This window comes from Flavobacterium sp. F52 (assembly GCF_000278705.1).
In the GTDB taxonomy this organism is placed as follows: Bacteria; Bacteroidota; Bacteroidia; order Flavobacteriales; family Flavobacteriaceae; genus Flavobacterium; species Flavobacterium anhuiense.
The window spans coordinates 37,499-55,239 of sequence record NZ_AKZQ01000037.1 but is presented as its reverse complement, the minus strand read 5'-3'; the positions used below and the strand labels follow the sequence as shown (position 1 = coordinate 55,239).

The 17,741-nt window shown below is 33.5% G+C and carries 17 protein-coding genes; 10 read left to right on the top strand and 7 right to left on the bottom strand.

Translation table 11 applies throughout. From position 1 onward, the window contains the following. Positions 1-9: 9 nt before the first annotated feature. The 3 genes from FF52_RS18780 to FF52_RS18770 form a co-directional block, all read right to left on the bottom strand. On the bottom strand, positions 10-1,947 hold the full coding sequence (locus FF52_RS18780; RefSeq protein WP_008468035.1) for an LTA synthase family protein: 1,938 nt from the start codon (positions 1,945-1,947) through the stop codon (positions 10-12). 36 nt (positions 1,948-1,983) lie between these two features. Then, positions 1,984-2,211 carry a hypothetical protein gene (locus FF52_RS18775; RefSeq protein WP_008468034.1) on the bottom strand — a complete coding sequence of 76 codons (228 nt, stop codon included), beginning with the start codon at positions 2,209-2,211 and terminating at the stop codon, positions 1,984-1,986. A gap of 80 nt (positions 2,212-2,291) precedes the next feature. Next, complete coding sequence (locus FF52_RS18770; protein ID WP_008468033.1) at positions 2,292-3,674, bottom strand: MATE family efflux transporter; 1,383 nt, start codon at positions 3,672-3,674, stop codon at positions 2,292-2,294. Between the two features lie 189 nt (positions 3,675-3,863). On the opposite strand from FF52_RS18770, the gene FF52_RS18765 reads away from it, so the two are divergent. Beyond that, positions 3,864-4,382 carry an outer membrane beta-barrel protein gene (locus FF52_RS18765; protein WP_008468032.1) on the top strand — a complete coding sequence of 173 codons (519 nt, stop codon included), beginning with the start codon at positions 3,864-3,866 and terminating at the stop codon, positions 4,380-4,382. 166 nt (positions 4,383-4,548) lie between these two features. After that, on the top strand, positions 4,549-5,484 hold the full coding sequence (locus FF52_RS18760) for a DUF6268 family outer membrane beta-barrel protein (RefSeq protein WP_008468030.1): 936 nt from the start codon (positions 4,549-4,551) through the stop codon (positions 5,482-5,484). A gap of 2 nt (positions 5,485-5,486) precedes the next feature. On the opposite strand, the gene FF52_RS18755 is transcribed toward FF52_RS18760, so the two are convergent. From FF52_RS18755 to FF52_RS18745, 3 genes are all read right to left on the bottom strand, one after another. Further along, on the bottom strand, positions 5,487-6,200 hold the full coding sequence (locus FF52_RS18755) for a LytR/AlgR family response regulator transcription factor (protein ID WP_008468029.1): 714 nt from the start codon (positions 6,198-6,200) through the stop codon (positions 5,487-5,489). Positions 6,201-6,404: 204 nt separating this feature from the next. Beyond that, entirely contained in the window at positions 6,405-7,454 is a 1,050-nt protein-coding gene (locus FF52_RS18750; RefSeq protein ID WP_008468028.1) for a sensor histidine kinase, read from the bottom strand. Between the two features lie 212 nt (positions 7,455-7,666). Next, complete coding sequence (locus FF52_RS18745; RefSeq protein ID WP_008468027.1) at positions 7,667-8,545, bottom strand: PPK2 family polyphosphate kinase; 879 nt, start codon at positions 8,543-8,545, stop codon at positions 7,667-7,669. 92 nt (positions 8,546-8,637) lie between these two features. Here FF52_RS18745 and FF52_RS18740 point away from each other — a divergent pair, with 92 nt between their 5' ends. The 8 genes from FF52_RS18740 (at position 8,638) to FF52_RS18705 (ending at position 15,893) form a co-directional block, all read left to right on the top strand. Next, positions 8,638-9,474 carry a DUF6929 family protein gene (locus tag FF52_RS18740; protein ID WP_008468026.1) on the top strand — a complete coding sequence of 279 codons (837 nt, stop codon included), beginning with the start codon at positions 8,638-8,640 and terminating at the stop codon, positions 9,472-9,474. A gap of 7 nt (positions 9,475-9,481) precedes the next feature. Beyond that, positions 9,482-9,976 (top strand): DUF4304 domain-containing protein, encoded by a 495-nt coding sequence (locus FF52_RS18735; protein ID WP_008468025.1) that lies wholly within the window; start codon positions 9,482-9,484, stop codon positions 9,974-9,976. Between the two features lie 102 nt (positions 9,977-10,078). Further along, positions 10,079-10,579: an RNA polymerase sigma factor gene (locus FF52_RS18730; protein WP_008468024.1), complete on the top strand. Its 501-nt coding sequence runs from the start codon at positions 10,079-10,081 to the stop codon at positions 10,577-10,579. A gap of 2 nt (positions 10,580-10,581) precedes the next feature. Further along, positions 10,582-11,547 carry a hypothetical protein gene (locus tag FF52_RS18725; RefSeq protein WP_008468023.1) on the top strand — a complete coding sequence of 322 codons (966 nt, stop codon included), beginning with the start codon at positions 10,582-10,584 and terminating at the stop codon, positions 11,545-11,547. Between the two features lie 79 nt (positions 11,548-11,626). Further along, entirely contained in the window at positions 11,627-13,792 is a 2,166-nt protein-coding gene (locus FF52_RS18720; protein ID WP_008468022.1) for a vWA domain-containing protein, read from the top strand. A 53-nt stretch (positions 13,793-13,845) separates the two neighbouring features. Further along, positions 13,846-14,433 (top strand): phospholipid scramblase-related protein, encoded by a 588-nt coding sequence (locus FF52_RS18715; RefSeq protein WP_008468021.1) that lies wholly within the window; start codon positions 13,846-13,848, stop codon positions 14,431-14,433. A gap of 113 nt (positions 14,434-14,546) precedes the next feature. Then, a complete protein-coding gene (locus FF52_RS18710; RefSeq protein WP_008468019.1) occupies positions 14,547-15,263 on the top strand; it encodes a 3-ketoacyl-ACP reductase in 717 nt (238 codons plus the stop codon). Positions 15,264-15,386: 123 nt separating this feature from the next. Beyond that, entirely contained in the window at positions 15,387-15,893 is a 507-nt protein-coding gene (locus FF52_RS18705) for a hypothetical protein (protein ID WP_008468016.1), read from the top strand. Positions 15,894-16,042: 149 nt separating this feature from the next. Here FF52_RS18705 and mtaB read toward each other — a convergent pair whose 3' ends face one another. Beyond that, on the bottom strand, positions 16,043-17,377 hold the full coding sequence (mtaB, locus tag FF52_RS18700; RefSeq protein WP_008468015.1) for a tRNA (N(6)-L-threonylcarbamoyladenosine(37)-C(2))-methylthiotransferase MtaB: 1,335 nt from the start codon (positions 17,375-17,377) through the stop codon (positions 16,043-16,045). Positions 17,378-17,741: the final 364 nt, after the last annotated feature.

Here is a 17,741-nt window from a genome sequence, read left to right as displayed (position 1 = left end):
ACTTTGTTACTATTTTTTAGCTCTAAGCTTATACTTGCTTTCTTTATATAAATTCCCTGCTGTAATCACGTGTGCTAAAGCATCTTTTGCTAAATCTTCGTTTAGTTTTACAGGAACTAAAGTGGTATCATTTTTTATTTCAAATTGAAGTGGTTTCAAATTGGGTTGCATAATCACCACTTGGTTTTCTACTCTAAATGCATTGATATCATTAAACTGCATAATAGATCTTCCTTGTACTTTTGGATCTAGTTTAGTTAGATTTCGGCCTACCATAGGCGTTTCGAAAGGCATTCCTAAATATCCTAATAATGTTGGCGGAATATCAATCTGACTTGCCAATCTATCATAAATAGCTCCTTTTGGAACTCCTGGCCCCATGATAAATGCTGGAATATGGAATTTATTGATTGGAACTAAATTTTTACCATACGTTCTGGTATTGTGATCTGCAATTACAATGAAAATTGTATTTTTAAAATACGGTTCTTTTTTAGCCATTTCAAAGAATTTTCCAATAGAGAAATCGGCATATTTCATAGCATTGTTTACCGTATTAGGCTTTTTATCATAAGGTTTAATTCTTCCTGCCGGATATTCAAAAGGTTCGTGATTTGAAGTCGAGAACATTAAAGAGAAAAATGGTTTATCGCCTTTTGATTTAAAATACTGATTGGCTTTGGTAACCAAATCTTCATCAGAATAGCCCCAAGTTCCTTTGAAAGCATATTTATTTCCATCAGAATCAAAATCAGTTTGGTCTACAATGTTTGTAAAACCATTTCCGTTGAAAAACGAAGCCATGTTATCAAAATTGGCCATTCCGCCATAAATGAAACTTGTGTCGTAACCTTTTTGTTTTAAAGCCTCGGCCAATGTAAAAAATCCTTGCTGTGAGTTTCCAAGCTTTACAACACTTTCTGATGGCGAAGGTAAAAATCCAGTTACAACCGCTTCAATTCCGCGGACACTTCTGGTTCCAGTGCAATACAAATTGGTAAATAATGTTCCTTCTTTAGATAATTTATCAAATTCTGGGGTTAATGGTTTTCCTCCTAAAATTCCAACGTATTCTGCACCTAAACTTTCTTGTAGAAATATCACTAAATTATATGGCTTTTTCATAACAGAATCTGGCTGCTGTACGTGTAAAAACGGGATCTCCTTATCGGTAAAATCACTTGGACCAGCAATCATGTATTTTTTTACACGAGCAATCGCTTCGGCTTCATCCATTTTACCATACATTTTGGTATTTCCTTCATTCTTGATCGAATAAGCTGCAAAAGCTACTGTATAAAATGAATTTAGTCCTAAAGTATTTGTCAATTGATCTGTCGAGAAAACAGCATTACTAGCATTAATTGGACGTTTTGAAGTAAGACTTGAACGTGCTCCGAAAAACAATAAAAAAGCCACTAATGGAAATACCATTAATTTGAATTTATAATCAGTACTTGTGGTATAGAATAATTGTTTTCCTTTTTTGAAAGCAAAATAAATTACAACTCCCAAAATTAGGAATGTTACAATGATAGAAGTCAGATAACTTTTTAAAAGCATTCCAACCACTTCTTTTGGATAGATAAGATAATCTAAGAAAATCTTATTTGGACGTGTATCGTATTGTTTTACAAAATCTGGCGAAGCTAATTCTACAAAAAGAATTAAAAACAGAAACAGAAAACTATAAATTACCAGAAACTTATTGGTAAACTTTATCGCTGTATTCGGCAGAAAAGTAATTAGCAATGCGGGTAGAAACGACAAATAGCAAAGCAATATTAAATCCATTCGAAGACCGATTGGAAAAATATACCAGAAATCTGGCGTTTGCACTACTCTTTCTTTAAAAAGAAAAAATAAAAAGATTCGGCTTAGAGTGGTTATCAATAATCCAATTGCAATAAAACTAAAAATCGGCTTTAGGAAACGTAAATTTTTCATTAAAAATAGTATAGGAACGTAAGATCAGAAAAACAATTACTCTTCGTAACGGTTAATTTCTCTATCATAAAACTCATTTGCTTTTTCAATTAAACTTTCCATTTCAGCGTTTAATTCTGCTTCATCCAGATCTTCAGGTTCTTCTAAAAACTCAACCTCATCGTCTTTTAAATTGATAATAAATCTTGGATAATCTAGGTGGATGATAAAAATATCATCTGGAAAATCAGTGTTGTCTCCAAGTAAAAATTTAGGTAATTCCATATGTTTATTTTTTTTATTAATTTATTGTTTTGCCACTGATTTCATATATAAAAATCAGCCTTTTATTTTTTCAAATTTAATTATTCTGTATCTGAATTCTTAACCAATCTTTTGGTTAAGTAATGAAAACGGACATATAAACAGATCGCTGCGGCTGTTAAACCTGCCAAAAGTCCGACCCAAACACCTTGCGCTTTCAATTCGGTGTGTTCTCCTAAATAATACGAAATAGGAAAACCGATAACCCAATACGCTACAAAAGTAATGTACATAGGCACTTTTACATCTTGCAATCCGCGTAATGCTCCTAAAACTACAACTTGGATTCCGTCAGAAATTTGGAAAACAGCTGCAATTAAAAGCAGTTTTGAGGCAATGGCAATTACTTCCTCATTATCCAAAATCTGTCCAGTATTCTCCATATTCAAGAAAATATTTGGAAGATAATCGTGGAAAACAATAAAGAAAATAGCAAAAACAGTTTCTAAAATAATGGCTAGCAAAAATATAGAACGTGCTACAACAATCAGTTTTTTATAATCCATCAACCCTCTTTGATTACTTACACGAACCATAGAAGTCACGCTTAATCCCATTGCAAACATAAAAGTCATCGACGCCAAACTCAGTGCAATCTGATTTGCTGCCTGACTTGTTTTTCCGATATTCCCGCAAAGCCAAATCGAGGCAGTAAATAAAACTACTTCAAAAAGCATTTGCATCGCAGAAGGAAATCCGATACTGATAATCTTTTTTATGGTTGCCTTTTTTATCTCATTAAAACTAAAACCTTTAAAAAAGCGTTTTAAATCGTCTCTTCGCGAAAGCATAATGTGCATGAACATTACTAAAAATATTCTAGAAATTACAGTTCCTAAAGCCGCTCCGATAATTCCCATTTTTGGAAAAAACCAAATACCGTATATTAAAACATAATTAATTCCAACGTGAAGAACGTTTGCCATTACCATAGCATACATAGAATATTTGGTTAACGACATTCCGTCTGCAAACTGTTTATAACCCTGATACATTACTAATGGAATTAGAGAAAAAGCCACCCATCCTAAATAGGGTTTTGCCAGCACGATTACATCTGCAGGCTGTTTTAGCAATTCCATAATGGGTTTAGCAAACATAATTACTGTAAAAAGTACCAATCCTAGAATGGTACAAAGAAATAATCCATGATGAAAAGCCGAACGAATTTTAGTATCATTTTTCTCCGCATCACCTTCGGCAACAATTGGCGTAATAGCTGTAGAAAATCCAATTCCTAAAGACATTGCAATAAAAATCATGCTATTTCCAAGTGAAACTGCTGCCAATTCCGTGCTTCCAATTTTACCAACCATTATATTATCGACGATACCAATTAAAGTATGTCCGACCATTCCTAAAATAACAGGATATGCCAGCCTTAAATTATATGAAAACTCTTTGGTGTACTGCTTTAAATTCACTTCTAATCTATTTTGTGCGCAAAGATAGTCAGAAGCTTCGAATTCTATCCTATCAATAAAAATATATCCCAATTTTAAGACAAAAATAAGACGAACTCAATATTATGTAACGATTTTTAAAAATTGTATAACAAACTCCAAATGGCTTCCATATAATTTTACATCATAGAAATTTCAAAAATATAAGCCATGAAAAAATTACAGATGTTATGCCTAGCTGCGTTCACGTTTTTATTTGCCAACACAACTTTTGCTCAAGACAGCGAAGTCGAAAATTACGATCAGGGTTTTAGATTAGGAGTCGGTTTAAATGGAGGTCTTCCAACCGATAACGATTATGACTGGTCTCTGGGTGGAGATGTACGTTTACAGTACGATCTTTCTAAAAAAACATCATTAACCTTAACAACGGGATTTACAAATTTATTTATGGGGAAAGATGAACTTGGAAATAACATAAAAGATCTTGGATTCATTCCAGCCAAAGCAGGTTTTAAAGCTTTTGTATTAAAAGATCAATTTTATGTTTTAGGAGAACTGGGTGCTGGTTTTGCTGTAACAAACGGTTACGATAAAACTACCTTTTTATGGGCTCCAGGAATTGGTTATGCCAACAAGTACATCGATTTAAGTGTTCGTTACGAAGATTATCATGACTTTAGAACCAATCAAGTAGCATTGCGTGTTGCTTATGGTTTTAAACTTTAAAAAATAGGTTTAATTTATTATTTTGTTTTTGGTAAAAATCCGACAGCTTGTAATAGTTGTCGGATTTTTTATTTTATACCGTTGGTCAAAAGAAAAGTGCTGGTAGTCAAATGATTTTTTTGGATTGATTTAGAACGTGGTAATTCGCAGAAAAATTAATCAAATTATGAGCAAAACAATCTTTTATCTATCGCAGCTTTTTCTTTTTTTATTGGCTACCCTAGCTGCACGTTCACAATCAGGAATTTCAGGTGAATTTAAAATCGATTATGTGCCTTTTTCTAAATATGTACGGCCAATAGACAGCACTAAGACAAATGCCGAAAGCAATTTTAAAAGAGCGCAGCTGGCTTTTGAAGTGCCACTATCTTTAAAAATGGATAAATACGATCATCCAAAACTCTGGTCTGTATTTTTTAATGCCAGTTATGCCAAAATGGAAAACAGGAATTACAACATACAAGATCTTCCAGTAGAATTTCAAAGCGGATTCCCGAATGAATTGCTCAATACGCAAATTGGAGTCAAACATTTGCGCTCTATTTCTTCTTCTTGGTCTTTATTAATTATGGCTTCTGTAGGTGTTTATACAGATATGGTTGAAATTAATAAAGATGATGTCTTGCTTCAAGGCGGCATTCTTTTTATCAAACAATTTAATCCTAAACTGGCTTTGGGTGCTGGTCCAGTTTTAACTAATAGTTTTGGTGTTCCGATGGTTCTTCCTGGAATTTATTTTAACTGGGAATCTACTGGCGCTTTACATTTTAAAGTTGCTTTTCCCGAAGGTGTAGAAATAGGCTATCGAATGTCTGATAGTTTTGACTTAAAAGCAGTAGCCGAAATAAGCGGAATGACAGCTGAAACCAAAATTGGGAATAAATCGACCCTGCTTGGATATCAGCAGATAATTGCAGGCTTACGACCTCAGATGAAATTTGGAAAACATTGGATTTTAGAACCAACTGGCGGAACTACTCTTGTTCGAAGTTTTTCGACAACAAACCGAAAAATTAAAGAAATCTTTAAGGAAAAAGATATTGCTGATCCAAGATTCACGACTACTTTTTATGGAGCAATAGCTCTAAAATGGAAATTCTAGAGCTATCTGCTTAATAAGTTTTTATACACTACCTCTTTCAATAATTCCTCACGGCGTGTTCTTGAAATAGGTAGTTCTTGTCCTTTTATAAATAAACGTCCGCCAGAAATAGAATCTATATGCGTAACGTTTACGAGAAATGATTTATGGATTCGAAAAAAAATTTCTTTGGGAAGTGTTTCTTCTAATGAAATCATGGTTTGATGAATAATCAGCACTTTATCTTTAAAATGAAGTTTAGCATAATTTTGCATCCCTTCAATATACAAAATATCGATCCAAGAAATTTTCTGAAATCCTTCTTCCTGACGCACATATAAAAAAGGATCCAATTGGTTTTGTTTTGGCGAACTCAGCATTTGATGCCATTGCTTTGCTTTTAACGAAGCCTGATAAAAACGCTGAAAAGTAATTGGCTTTAATAAATAATCCACAACCTGAAGGCGGTATCCGTCTAAAGCATGTTCTGAATAAGCAGTTGTAAAAATCACCAATGGCGGGTTTTCTAAAGATTCTAAAAATTCCAATCCAGACAAATAAGGCATATTTATATCCAGAAATAATAAATCTATCGCTTTTTCCTGAAGATAGGAAGTGGCTTCTAGAGCCGAAGCACAAGTGCCGACGGTTTCGAGAAAATCAATTTTAGAAACAAAATCTGCTATTCCGTTTCTTGCTATAGGTTCATCGTCGATTATGAGACATTTCATTTTCATAGTTTTTTTGTTTCTGGTTTGTTTTTTGTTTCCCGCAGATTTGACAGATTTAGCAGATTTTTTCTTTAACCGCAAAGTACACAATCCCGATAGCTATCGGGATCGCAAAGTTCGCAAAGTTTTAATTTTTGTAAAGAATGCTTAGAACACAAAGCATTGCAGATTTAAAATTCGTGCTAATTTGTGCAATTCGTGGCAAAAAAATTATTTCAAATCTAAAACCACTTCAACAGTAAAATCAGAATCAGTTTTATGAATATCTAATCTGTGTTTCTCTGGATATTGTATTTCCAGTCTTTTCTTTACATTCTCTAAACCTAATCCTTGATTTTTTGAAGGTATTTTGTATTGCTCTGTATACGAGTTTTCAATTTTAAAATTCAGCTGATGATTTATTTGCTCGCAAGACAAATGCACATATCCTTTTTGATTTGGAAGTCGGGAAACATGTTTAAAAGCATTTTCGATTAACGGAACCAAAAGCAACGGCACAATCTGAAGCTGTCCATTTTCAATATTCCATTTGCTTTTCACTTCCAATTCATTTCCCCAACGAGTTTCTTCAACAGCAATTAAATCCTTTAAATATTTGATTTCAAGATGCAAAGGCACATATTCCTTATTGCATTCATACAATTGATACCTCAAAATATCCGAAAACTGAACCAATAAATCTGAAGCTAACTTTACATCGCTTTGCATTAGAATATGGATATGATTTAACACATTAAACATCAAATGCGGATTGATCTGATCTTGCAAAATCTTGATTTGCGCTTCTAAATGCACTTGTTTCAATTCTGCATGACTTCTTTCGATAGCATTATGTTCCTGATAAAACCGAAGTCCGCAGGCTGTGCTACTTATTAAAATTGCCGCTGGAATGCTGCCATAAAATTGTGTCCATAAAAACTGAAGTGTACTCAAATCAGCTTGATCGGGATATAACCTGCTTCTTGATTCTGGATTTGAAAAAACGGCATAAATGGTTGCGAGGCAAAATGACAGAATAAGAACCACTACAATACCTTGCAAGGCAAACAAAGCCATTTTATTTTTTCGCAAAGCGCTAGGCAATAACACATCACTTAAAAAATGCGCTAAAGCGGTTGAACAAAATAAAATTAAAACGGACTGGGAAAAAGCAGACCAAAAACTGTAATCTTCTATTAGCTGTCCCCAAATTGTAAAACCTAACAGACACCAGAAAAAGACTAAAAATATCCAATGCCTATTTTTATTGATTGCAATCATCTATAAATAATTTCTTGAGAAAATTTAACTTCAAAAGTAGCCCTATATTTTTTAAACAAACAACAAAGGACCATAATTGTAAAGCGCTATTGAAATTAATTTGACAAACTGCGTTTTTGTGTTGACTAATGGTATATAAAATAACCCCGACAGTTTAAAAAAATTATCGGGGTTCAAAATTATCTAATTGACAAATTATCTTAATTCTCTAATTATTTCTCTCCTAATTCTTTCTTATACAACTCAATATTAATTGCTGTTCTCTCGTCCAATTCAGGCTCTTTAATATCGGTGTGTTTCTTCATTTCTTCCCAGATAATTTTCGCTACAATATATCGTGACATTTCTTTATCATCAGCAGGAACAATATACCATGGAGCATGTGGTGTCGATGTTTTATTGATGGCTTCTTCGTAATACTTCATATATTCATCCCAATACCCGCGTTCTTTCAAATCTCCAGGCGAAAATTTCCAATTGTGTTTTTCCTCTTCCAAACGTCGCAACAGACGCTGGCGTTGTTCTTCTTTGCTCAAATGCAGATAGAATTTCATTACGATTGTTCCGTTTTGGCAAATGTGTTTTTCAAAATTATTAATCTGTTCGATTCTATTTTTCCAAAAGTCTGGCGTAATATCATCAACAGAATCAATTCCCGGCAAGTTTTCAGCCAACACATATTCGGGATGCACACGCGTTACGAGAATATTTTCATAATGTGTTCTATTAAAAATGGCAAATTTTCCTTTTTCTGGAAGCGCAATATAATGACGCCATAAATAATCATGTTCTAGTTCTGTCGAAGTCGGTGTCTTAAAACTATGCACCACAACCCCACGCGGATTAAATTCCTTAAAAACTTCTCGAATCAAACTGTCTTTTCCCGAAGTATCCATTCCCTGAAGACAAATCAAAACGCTGTATTTGTTATGCGCATACATTACATCTTGCAAATCGCTCAATTTGGCTTGAACTTTATCTAGTTTTTCTTCTTTTTCGTCATCATCGGCTTTGACATCTAATAAAGTTGGAATTTCTTTGAGCTTTATTTTATCTACAACTTTAAAATCTTTCGGGTCTATTGATTTCATATCTTTTTAATTTTTTGTCTTATAAATATAGTAATTTTACGAATTCCCATAGCTATCGGAACTGCTATTCATTGCAATAAAAACAACATTTCATGGAAAAATTCACATTAGAAATATTATTTCAAATCATCGGAATCGGCTCGGCATCGGGATTATTTTACAATAATGACGCGCTTTATGTAATTGGCGACAACAGCGGATTCTTATACGAATACAATATGCAGAATCAGCAATTGAAGCAACACGCTTTAATTGACAATCCAACGCAGAATATTCCAAAAAACTTAAAACCCGATTTTGAGTCACTTACACATCATAATGATACGCTTTATGTTTTTGGTTCTGGTTCAACCGAAAACCGAAACAAAATGATTGAATTTGATTTGAAATCGAAAACCGTTTTACAAAAAAACAATTTAGTCGATCTATATGCTGTAATGCAGAATTTCGGAGAAATTAAACCAGAAGATTTTAATCTAGAAGGCGCTATTTTTGATGGCGAAAACTGGTATTTATTCAATCGCGGAAATGGCGTTTCCAACAAAAACACCATTTTTACCATTCACGCCAAAAATCTAGGAGAAGAATTTGCTCTGATTTCTGTTAATTACAAACTGCCAAAAATAAAAGGCGTTCGTTCCAGTTTTACCGATGCTGTTTTGGTTGATGGCAAAATCTATTTCCTTTCAACTGCCGAAGACACCAAATCGACTTATGATGACGGAGAAATTCTAGGAAGTTTCATCGGAAGAATTGATGTAAAAACCATGAAAATAGATTTTACTCAAAAAATTACCTCAACCAATAAATTTGAAGGTCTGACTTTCTATAAAAAAGAAAACAACAAAATCGAATTTTTGCTTTGCGAAGATAATGATACAGAAGTTTTAGAAACGAAGATTTATAAATTGACTTTGCCTGCAAAATAGATCTGAAATGGATGCAAAAGAGAAGCAACTTGAGTTTATCAAAATATATTTAAAGCCAACTCTAAAGGATTTTGGCTATAAAACTAGTGGGCAAACCTGGTGGAAAGATAAAGGAGAATTTTATACTTTAATCAACTTGCAAAATTTTTCTTGGAATACTAAAGACGAAGTTAATTTTTGCTTCAATATAGGAATTGTTCTAAAATCAGAAATCAAAGATGTTACAAAAAAGCCTAAAATATATGACGTTATAGTACATCTAAGAGAAAATTCATATTTGAGCGATAAGAACGATAAGCATTCATTTAGAAACAAAACCGGTTATCTTTTAGAAAACCATACAGATATGACTGATTTCTACAAAGAATTAAAATCAGATTTTGAAAATTTTGTATTACCCAAACTTGAAAAATTGAACTCTCTTCAGGATTGCATCGATACCTTTGGAAAGATTCCTTTTTTTGGCGAAAGATTAATTAATGCAATTAAAATAAAAAAATAGACTTTTTTTCACCCCCGTCCCAACCTTTTTATCTTTTCTACTCTCTATACAAGAAAGACAACAATTGTGATAAACGAGACTCAAATAGCAAACTGTAAAAAAATGCACCGCGATGCCCAGCGTCAGGTGTACGAATACATGGCGCCAAAGTTGTACCGCCTTTGCAAAAGATATTTAAAAAAGGAAGAGGAAATCGAAGAAGCTTTGGCCGATTCTTTCTTTACTATTTTCACCAAACTAGAACAGTTAAAAGAAGCTTATGCTTTTGAAGCTTGGGCAAGACGCATAACTGTAAATCATTGTTTGGCGACGATTAGAAAAGAAACCAACTTTAATATGTATTTAGATGATGTGAAACTGCTTTCGCAGCCTTCTGTCGACGAACTGAATACATTGGAAGAAGAAGATTTACTTAATTTATTAAACCATATTCCTGACGGCTGTAAAACTGTGTTTAACCTTTTTGTCATTGAAGGTTTCTCACACAAAGAAATAGCCGAAATGCTGAAGATTTCTGAAGGTACCTCAAAATCACAATTGAATGCCGCTAAGACCAAACTGAAAGAACTGGTTAATAAACTGTATTATCAAAAAGCAAAATAGTCATGGACAATCAAGATAAATTATTCGATAAAATAAAAGAAGCTTCGCAAAAAGCCGAGTTTCAAGACTTTCCAGGAATGGAAAAAGTCTGGGCGCGCGTAGAAGAAAAACTGGACAAAAAAGAAGATAAAAAAACAATTGCATTATGGAAAAAAATTGCGGTTGCCGCTTCTCTTCTATTATTGCTTTCTCTAGGCTTTCAGTTTTTACATTCTAATAAAGAAACTGTAACAGAAACTCCAAAAGTAGTTTTGGAAGAAAAAGAAGCAAAACAGCCTCAAACTGAAGAACCAATTGTAAAACAAAATGATGCAACCTCTTTAGGAATAGTTTCAAGTGAAGAAGCGGTTAAAATATTAGACAATCAAACTAAAAATAAAGAACGAGTTGCGGTTCAAGAAGAAACGATTCCAAAATCAGAACCTGTTTTATCTGCACCTGCTCCGAGTATTGCGGCAGAAACTGTCGTTTCTGCAAATGCGCCTCTTAAAAGTGAATCTTATGAGGAAGAAAATAACTTCGTCTCAAAAAAAGAAGTAACTCCAGAAATGGGTTATTCAAGTTATCCTCAAAGAGAATCTGCAAAAGTTGCCTATTCGGCAGCGACAGTGCAAAAAGCAAAAAAAAGCAGTCCGTTAGTTGTTCTTAACGGAAATGCATTGGCTCACAGTGACGATGTCAAAAAAGATAAAATGATTCAGAACGAACTTCCTAATTTAAAACCAGAAAATTTAGATTCACTTGTTGTTCTTGATGAACCTTTGTACATTATTGATGGAATTTACTATTCAGAAAATGATTTATTTGGCAAAAACCCGACTAGTCCGTATGCACCTTTAGACAAACAAGACATTAAAACCATAACTATTTTGCAAGACCTTGAAGCTACCGAAAAATATGGCGAAAGAGGTAAAAAAGGAGTTGTTATAATCACTACAAAAAACGGAAAACCGGCTCCGAAAAAATAATCGGTCCACAATAAAACTTTGTCAAAGTTTCAAACTTTGACAAAGTTAAATCTCAACATTAATTCTAAAACTTATTATCATGAAAAGTCTAAAACTTATTTCATCAGCCATTGCTATGCTTATATGTTTCGTAACCATAGCACAAGAAAGAACTATTTCTGGAATCGTTTCAGATGAAACAAAACAGCCACTTCCAGGTGTAACCGTTTTCAATCAGACATCAAAAAAAAATGTTGCAACTGATTTTGATGGAAAATATAGCATTCAAGCTAAAACTGGAGACATGCTAGTTTTCTCTTATATTGGATACAAAAACCAAAATCAAAAGGTTCAAAACTCAAATACGATTAATATAAAACTACTTCCAGATAATCAGACCTTAAGCGAAGTTGTAGTTTTGGGTTATGGCGTAAGCAGTTCAGAATATGAAGACCGAAGCTATGCTCGTGCTGAAAGAAGAAGAGAGAAAAAAGATGCAGCACAGGCACTTAAAGGAAAAGTTGCAGGAATTCAAGTTCAAAATTCTATGGGATATTCTGCTATGCCAAGCCCGACTGTTTCTATTCGCGCAAATGAATCAGTTTCTCCAAAAAATGAACCGATGTATATTATTGACGGAGTTCCGGCAAAAGCCAATCAAATGGCAAAAATAAATCCGAATGATATTGATAATGTTTCGGTTTTAAAAGATCAAGCCGCGACTTCAATTTATGGCAGTAAAGCTTCGAATGGTGTTGTGGTAATTTCAACCAAAAATGAAATTTATAAAAATCTTTCTGAAAAAGAACTGGATAAAAAATTAAATATTATGCCAATTCCGACAGAACCAACTCAGGAAGATTATGATGCTTTTATAGAAAATGCTTTTGAAAGTCCAAAAACAGCGCCTCTTTCTACATTTTCTATAGATGTTGATAATGCTTCGTATACCAATATCAGACGTTTTATAAACAATGGCCAGCAAGTTCCAAAAGACGCGGTTCGTGTAGAAGAAATGGTTAATTTCTTTAAATATACTTATCCACAGCCAAAAAATGAGCATCCGTTTTCTATCAATACAGAAGTAAGCGATTCTCCTTGGAATAAGAATAATAAAATCCTTAAAATTGGTTTACAAGGAAAGAATATTCCAACAAACGATTTACCTGCTTCTAATCTTGTTTTCTTAATTGATGTTTCGGGTTCGATGAGCGACATGAATAAACTGCCTTTATTAAAACAATCAATGAAAATTTTGGTAAACGAATTACGTGCAAAAGATAAAGTAGCGATTGTGGTTTATGCGGGCGCTGCAGGAATGGTTTTGCCTCCAACTTCTGGAGATGAGAAAAAAACGATTATCGACGCTTTGAACAAATTACAATCTGGCGGAAGTACAGCCGGAGGCGCAGGAATTGAATTGGCTTATAAAACTGCAGCAGAAAATTTTATTAAAGGCGGAAACAATCGTGTGATTCTTGCAACTGACGGAGATTTTAATGTGGGAAGTTCTTCTAATTCTGATATGGAAAAATTGATTGAAGAGAAAAGAAAAACAGGTGTTTTCTTGACTTGTCTGGGTTACGGAATGGGAAATTACAAAGACAGTAAAATGGAAATCTTGGCAGATAAAGGAAACGGAAATTATGCTTACATCGACAACATTCAGGAAGCGAATCGTTTTTTAGGAAAAGAATTCAAGGGTTCGATGTTTGCTATCGCGAAAGATGTAAAAATTCAGATCGAGTTCAATCCGAAGCAAGTTCAAGCGTATCGTTTGATTGGCTATGAAAACAGAAAATTGCGTCCAGAAGATTTTAAAAATGATGCAATTGATGCGGGTGAATTGGGAAGCAATCATACGGTAACGGCTTTGTATGAAATTGTTCCTGCTGGTGTAAAAAGTGATTATTTAGCTGAACAGCCAGATCCTTTAAAATACACTAAAACCGAAACCAATTCAAATAATTACAGCAACGAATTGGCGACGATAAAATTCCGTTACAAAAAACCTGACGGCGATAAAAGTATCGAAATGGTTCAGGTAATCGAGAACAAATCGGTTGCTTTGGATAAAGCGAGCGATGATATGAAATTTAGTTCTGCCGTAGCTTGGTTTGGTTTGAAATTGAGAGATTCAAAATTAATTGCCGACAAGTCTTCTGAAGAAATTGTAAAACTAGCGAAACAAGGAAATTCAAACGATGGCGAAGGTTACAAAGCAGAATTTATTCGTTTGGTTGAAACTTCTAAGCAGTATAATTAATAAATATTGTATTACATTTGCAGCTTTATTTTCAAAACTTATTTTACACACGTATGAATCCTATTTTAAGCCAAAATCTATTTTTAGTTAAAGAACATATTGGAATGTTCAAAGCCGCAAACAATTACGATATATATCATCCAGAAACGAATCAAATCATCATGAACTGCCGAGAAAACAATCTTGGATTCTTCACAAAAGTATTTCGTTTTACAGATTATAAAAGAGCAACTCCATTTAATGTTGAAATTACAACTGCTTCTGGAGAAAAATTAATTACAGTAAGAAGAGGCGTTGCCATTTTTAGATCGACCGTTGAAGTATTAGACGAGAAAGATCGCTTAGTTGGAACTTTCAAACAAAAATTTTTCTCAATCGGCGGAAGATTTGAAATTTTAGATAAAAATGAAAAACCTGTTGCAACGCTTCAAGGAAAATGGACTGGTTGGGATTTCAAATTCTCACATGAAAACAAGCAATTGGCACAGGTAAGTAAAAAATGGGCAGGATTAGGAAAAGAATTTTTTACAAGTGCCGACAATTATGTTCTTGAAATTGATGAAACAGTTGCTTCTGACAGTCCGCTGAGACAGTTAATTTTAGGAGCTGTCATGTGTATCGACATGGTTCTAAAAGAATAAAAAAAGTTGTTAAACTTAGATTAAGAATACCTTTTAAAGCATCATTTTAGTTTTCAAAAGCTTATTTTTGTAAGACTTAAAATGATGCTTTCTGCATTTCTAAAAACACAATCATGACCGACTTAAAAAATAGAAACGCCTTTATTACAGGCGCAGGAAAAGGAATTGGAAAAGCTGTTGCCATTGCTTTGGCAAAAGAAGGTGTAAACCTGATTTTGGTTTCAAGAACTCAAAATGATATTGATCAGCTTGCTGCCGAAACCGCAAAACTTGGCGTAAAAACGTTGGCGCTGTCTGCCGATGTTTCTGACATTAATTCTATCAATTCTGCCGTTGAAAAAGCTATTGCTGAATTTAAACACATCGATATTTTAATCAATAGTGCTGGAATTGCTTCTTTTGGAAAATTCTTAGAGTTGGAGCCAGAAGCTTGGGAAAGAATTATTCAGGTGAATTTAATGGGAACGTATTACACAACTCGTGCGATTATCCCAAACATGATCGAAAGACAAACTGGAGATATCATCAATATTTCGTCAACTGCAGGATTAAACGGAAACGCATTGACAAGTGCTTACAGCGCATCTAAGTTTGCTGTTTTAGGTTTAACCGATTCTTTAATGCAAGAAATGAGAAAACACAATATCCGTGTTACAGCTCTAACGCCAAGTACTGTGGCAACTGACATGGCAAAAGATTTAAACTTAACTGACGGAAACCCGGAAAAAGTAATGCAGTCTGAAGATATGGCAGATTTAATTATTGCACAGTTAAAATTAAACCGAAGAGTGTTTATCAAAAACAGCAGTATTTGGTCTACTAATCCTTAAAAAATCAAATTCCATCCCGATAGCTATCGGGATAAAATTCCAAATTCCAATCTCATAGCATTTGGAATTTGATTTTGGAGTTTAGTGTTTGGATTTTAATTATTGGAATTTAAAAAAAACATGATGGAACAATATTTAAGACAATTGGTCGAAATAGAATTTCAGGATAAAAAAGAAATCTTCAGCGGGTTTTTAATTGATTATTCTGATGATTGGATTTTGCTTCGAAATAACCCTGTAGATTTTGTTTTGGATGGTTTTGTTATCCTGAGAAATAAAAATATTGAAGCCGTAAACCGAGATCATGATCTGGCTTTTACAGAAAAAGTAATTCGTTTGAAGGGATTAAAAACAAATTCTGATGATATTATCCCAATCAAAGATTTAGCTTCAATTATTAAGTACGTTTCAGAGAAATACGGTATTTTTCAAATTGCCAAAAAATCATCTAAATCTGCCTATTTAGGAAAATTAATAGAATTGAATGACGAAGAATTGACTATTAATTTCTTAGACACAAGAGGTCAATTTGGTGGAGAATTAGGATTTAATCCCGAAAAAATTCGAGTTATTGAGTTTGACACTGATTATATTAATTCTTTGAAATTGGTTGTTCAGGATAATGAATAATATATAAAACAGAAAAGCCTCTAATTAGAGGCTTTTTTTGTCATTCCGAGGAACGAGGAATCACACTAGTAATTCCATATGCTATAATTGCCAATCTTTGTCGAGTTTCGAGTGTGATTCCTCGTTCCTCGGAATGACAAACTTTATCTTTAAGCTTCTGCCAGTTTATTCAAAAACTCAATGCGAACACTTCCGTCTTCGTCAATTTTTGTTAAGTTAATTTCTTGAAGTGTATTCACCAATTCTGGATTCCATGGTGTTTTTACTTTCACATAGTTTTCAGTAAATCCGTGAATGTATCCTTCTTTATTTTCACTTTCAAAAAGTACAGTTCTGTTGGTTCCTAATTGGCTTTCGTAAAAAGCTCTGCGTTTTTTAACTGATAAACCGCGAAGCATTTTACTGCGTTTAGCGCGAACATTTGAAGGAACTACGCCTTCCATTTCTGCTGCTTCCGTATTATCTCTTTCAGAGTACGTAAAAACGTGTAAATATGAAATATCTAAATCATTTAAGAAATGATACGTTTCTAAGAAATGCTCGTCTGTTTCTCCAGGAAAACCAACAATTACATCTACACCAATGCAAGCGTGAGGCATTACTTCACGAATTTTAGCAACACGATCTGTATAAACTTCACGTAAATAACGGCGTTTCATTAATTTCAAAATATCATTGCTTCCTGATTGCAGCGGAATATGAAAATGCGGTACAAAAGTTCGGCTTTTAGAAACAAATTCAATTGTTTCGTTTTTCAATAAATTTGGTTCGATAGACGAAATTCTTAAACGTTCGATTCCTTCTACTTTGTCTAAAGCCTGAACTAAATCTAGAAAAGTATGTTCGTGTTTTTTGTTTCCGAACTCCCCTTTTCCATAATCACCAATATTTACACCAGTTAAAACAATTTCACGAATATTCTGTGCAGAAATTTCTTTGGCATTTTTCAATACATTTTCTAAAGCATCACTTCTTGAAATTCCTCTTGCCAACGGAATTGTACAATAGGTACATTTATAATCGCAACCATCTTGAACTTTCAAAAATGCTCTTGTACGATCTCCAATAGAATAACTTCCTACGTAGAAATCAGCTTCGGCAATTTCGCATGAGTGCACTTCACCCATATCATTTTTGCTCAAATCATGGATATAGTCTGTGATTTTGAATTTTTCTGTAGCGCCCAAAACTAAATCAACTCCGTCAACTGCAGCCAATTCTTCTGGTTTTAATTGCGCATAACAGCCAACAGCGGCAACAAAAGCTTTTTCATTCAGCTTCATGGCTTTTTTGACAACCTGTTTAAATTGTTTATCGGCATTTTCTGTTACAGAGCAGGTATTAATCACATAGATATCTGCAACATCTTCAAAATCGACGCGGTCAAAACCTTCGTCATTAAAACTTCTGGCGATTGTAGAGGTTTCTGAAAAATTCAGTTTACAACCCAGCGTGTAAAAGGCAACTTTTTTTCTATTTTCCATAATTTGTCTTAAATTAATGAAATCGTTGTCAAAAAATTTAAGGCTGCAAATTTACAAACAATATTCATCAAAAGAAAGCGATTAATGCACTTCCAATCAATAATTTGCACTAATATTAATTTAGAAACATTCAAAAGTTAATCTTTTTTACCTTTATTTTACAAAATACAAGACTTTCGTTTTTTAGATTTTAGTATTCAGATAAGAATAAAATGACAAAATAATCGACTAAATGCAAGTTTTACCGATTAAATACATTTTTTTCTATTTTAAATTCAAAATTTCTTACATTTACCATTGTTATGCATCATGTTGCCAATAAATTCATATTAAAGAATTTTAGTACCCTTTAATTAATTTAATA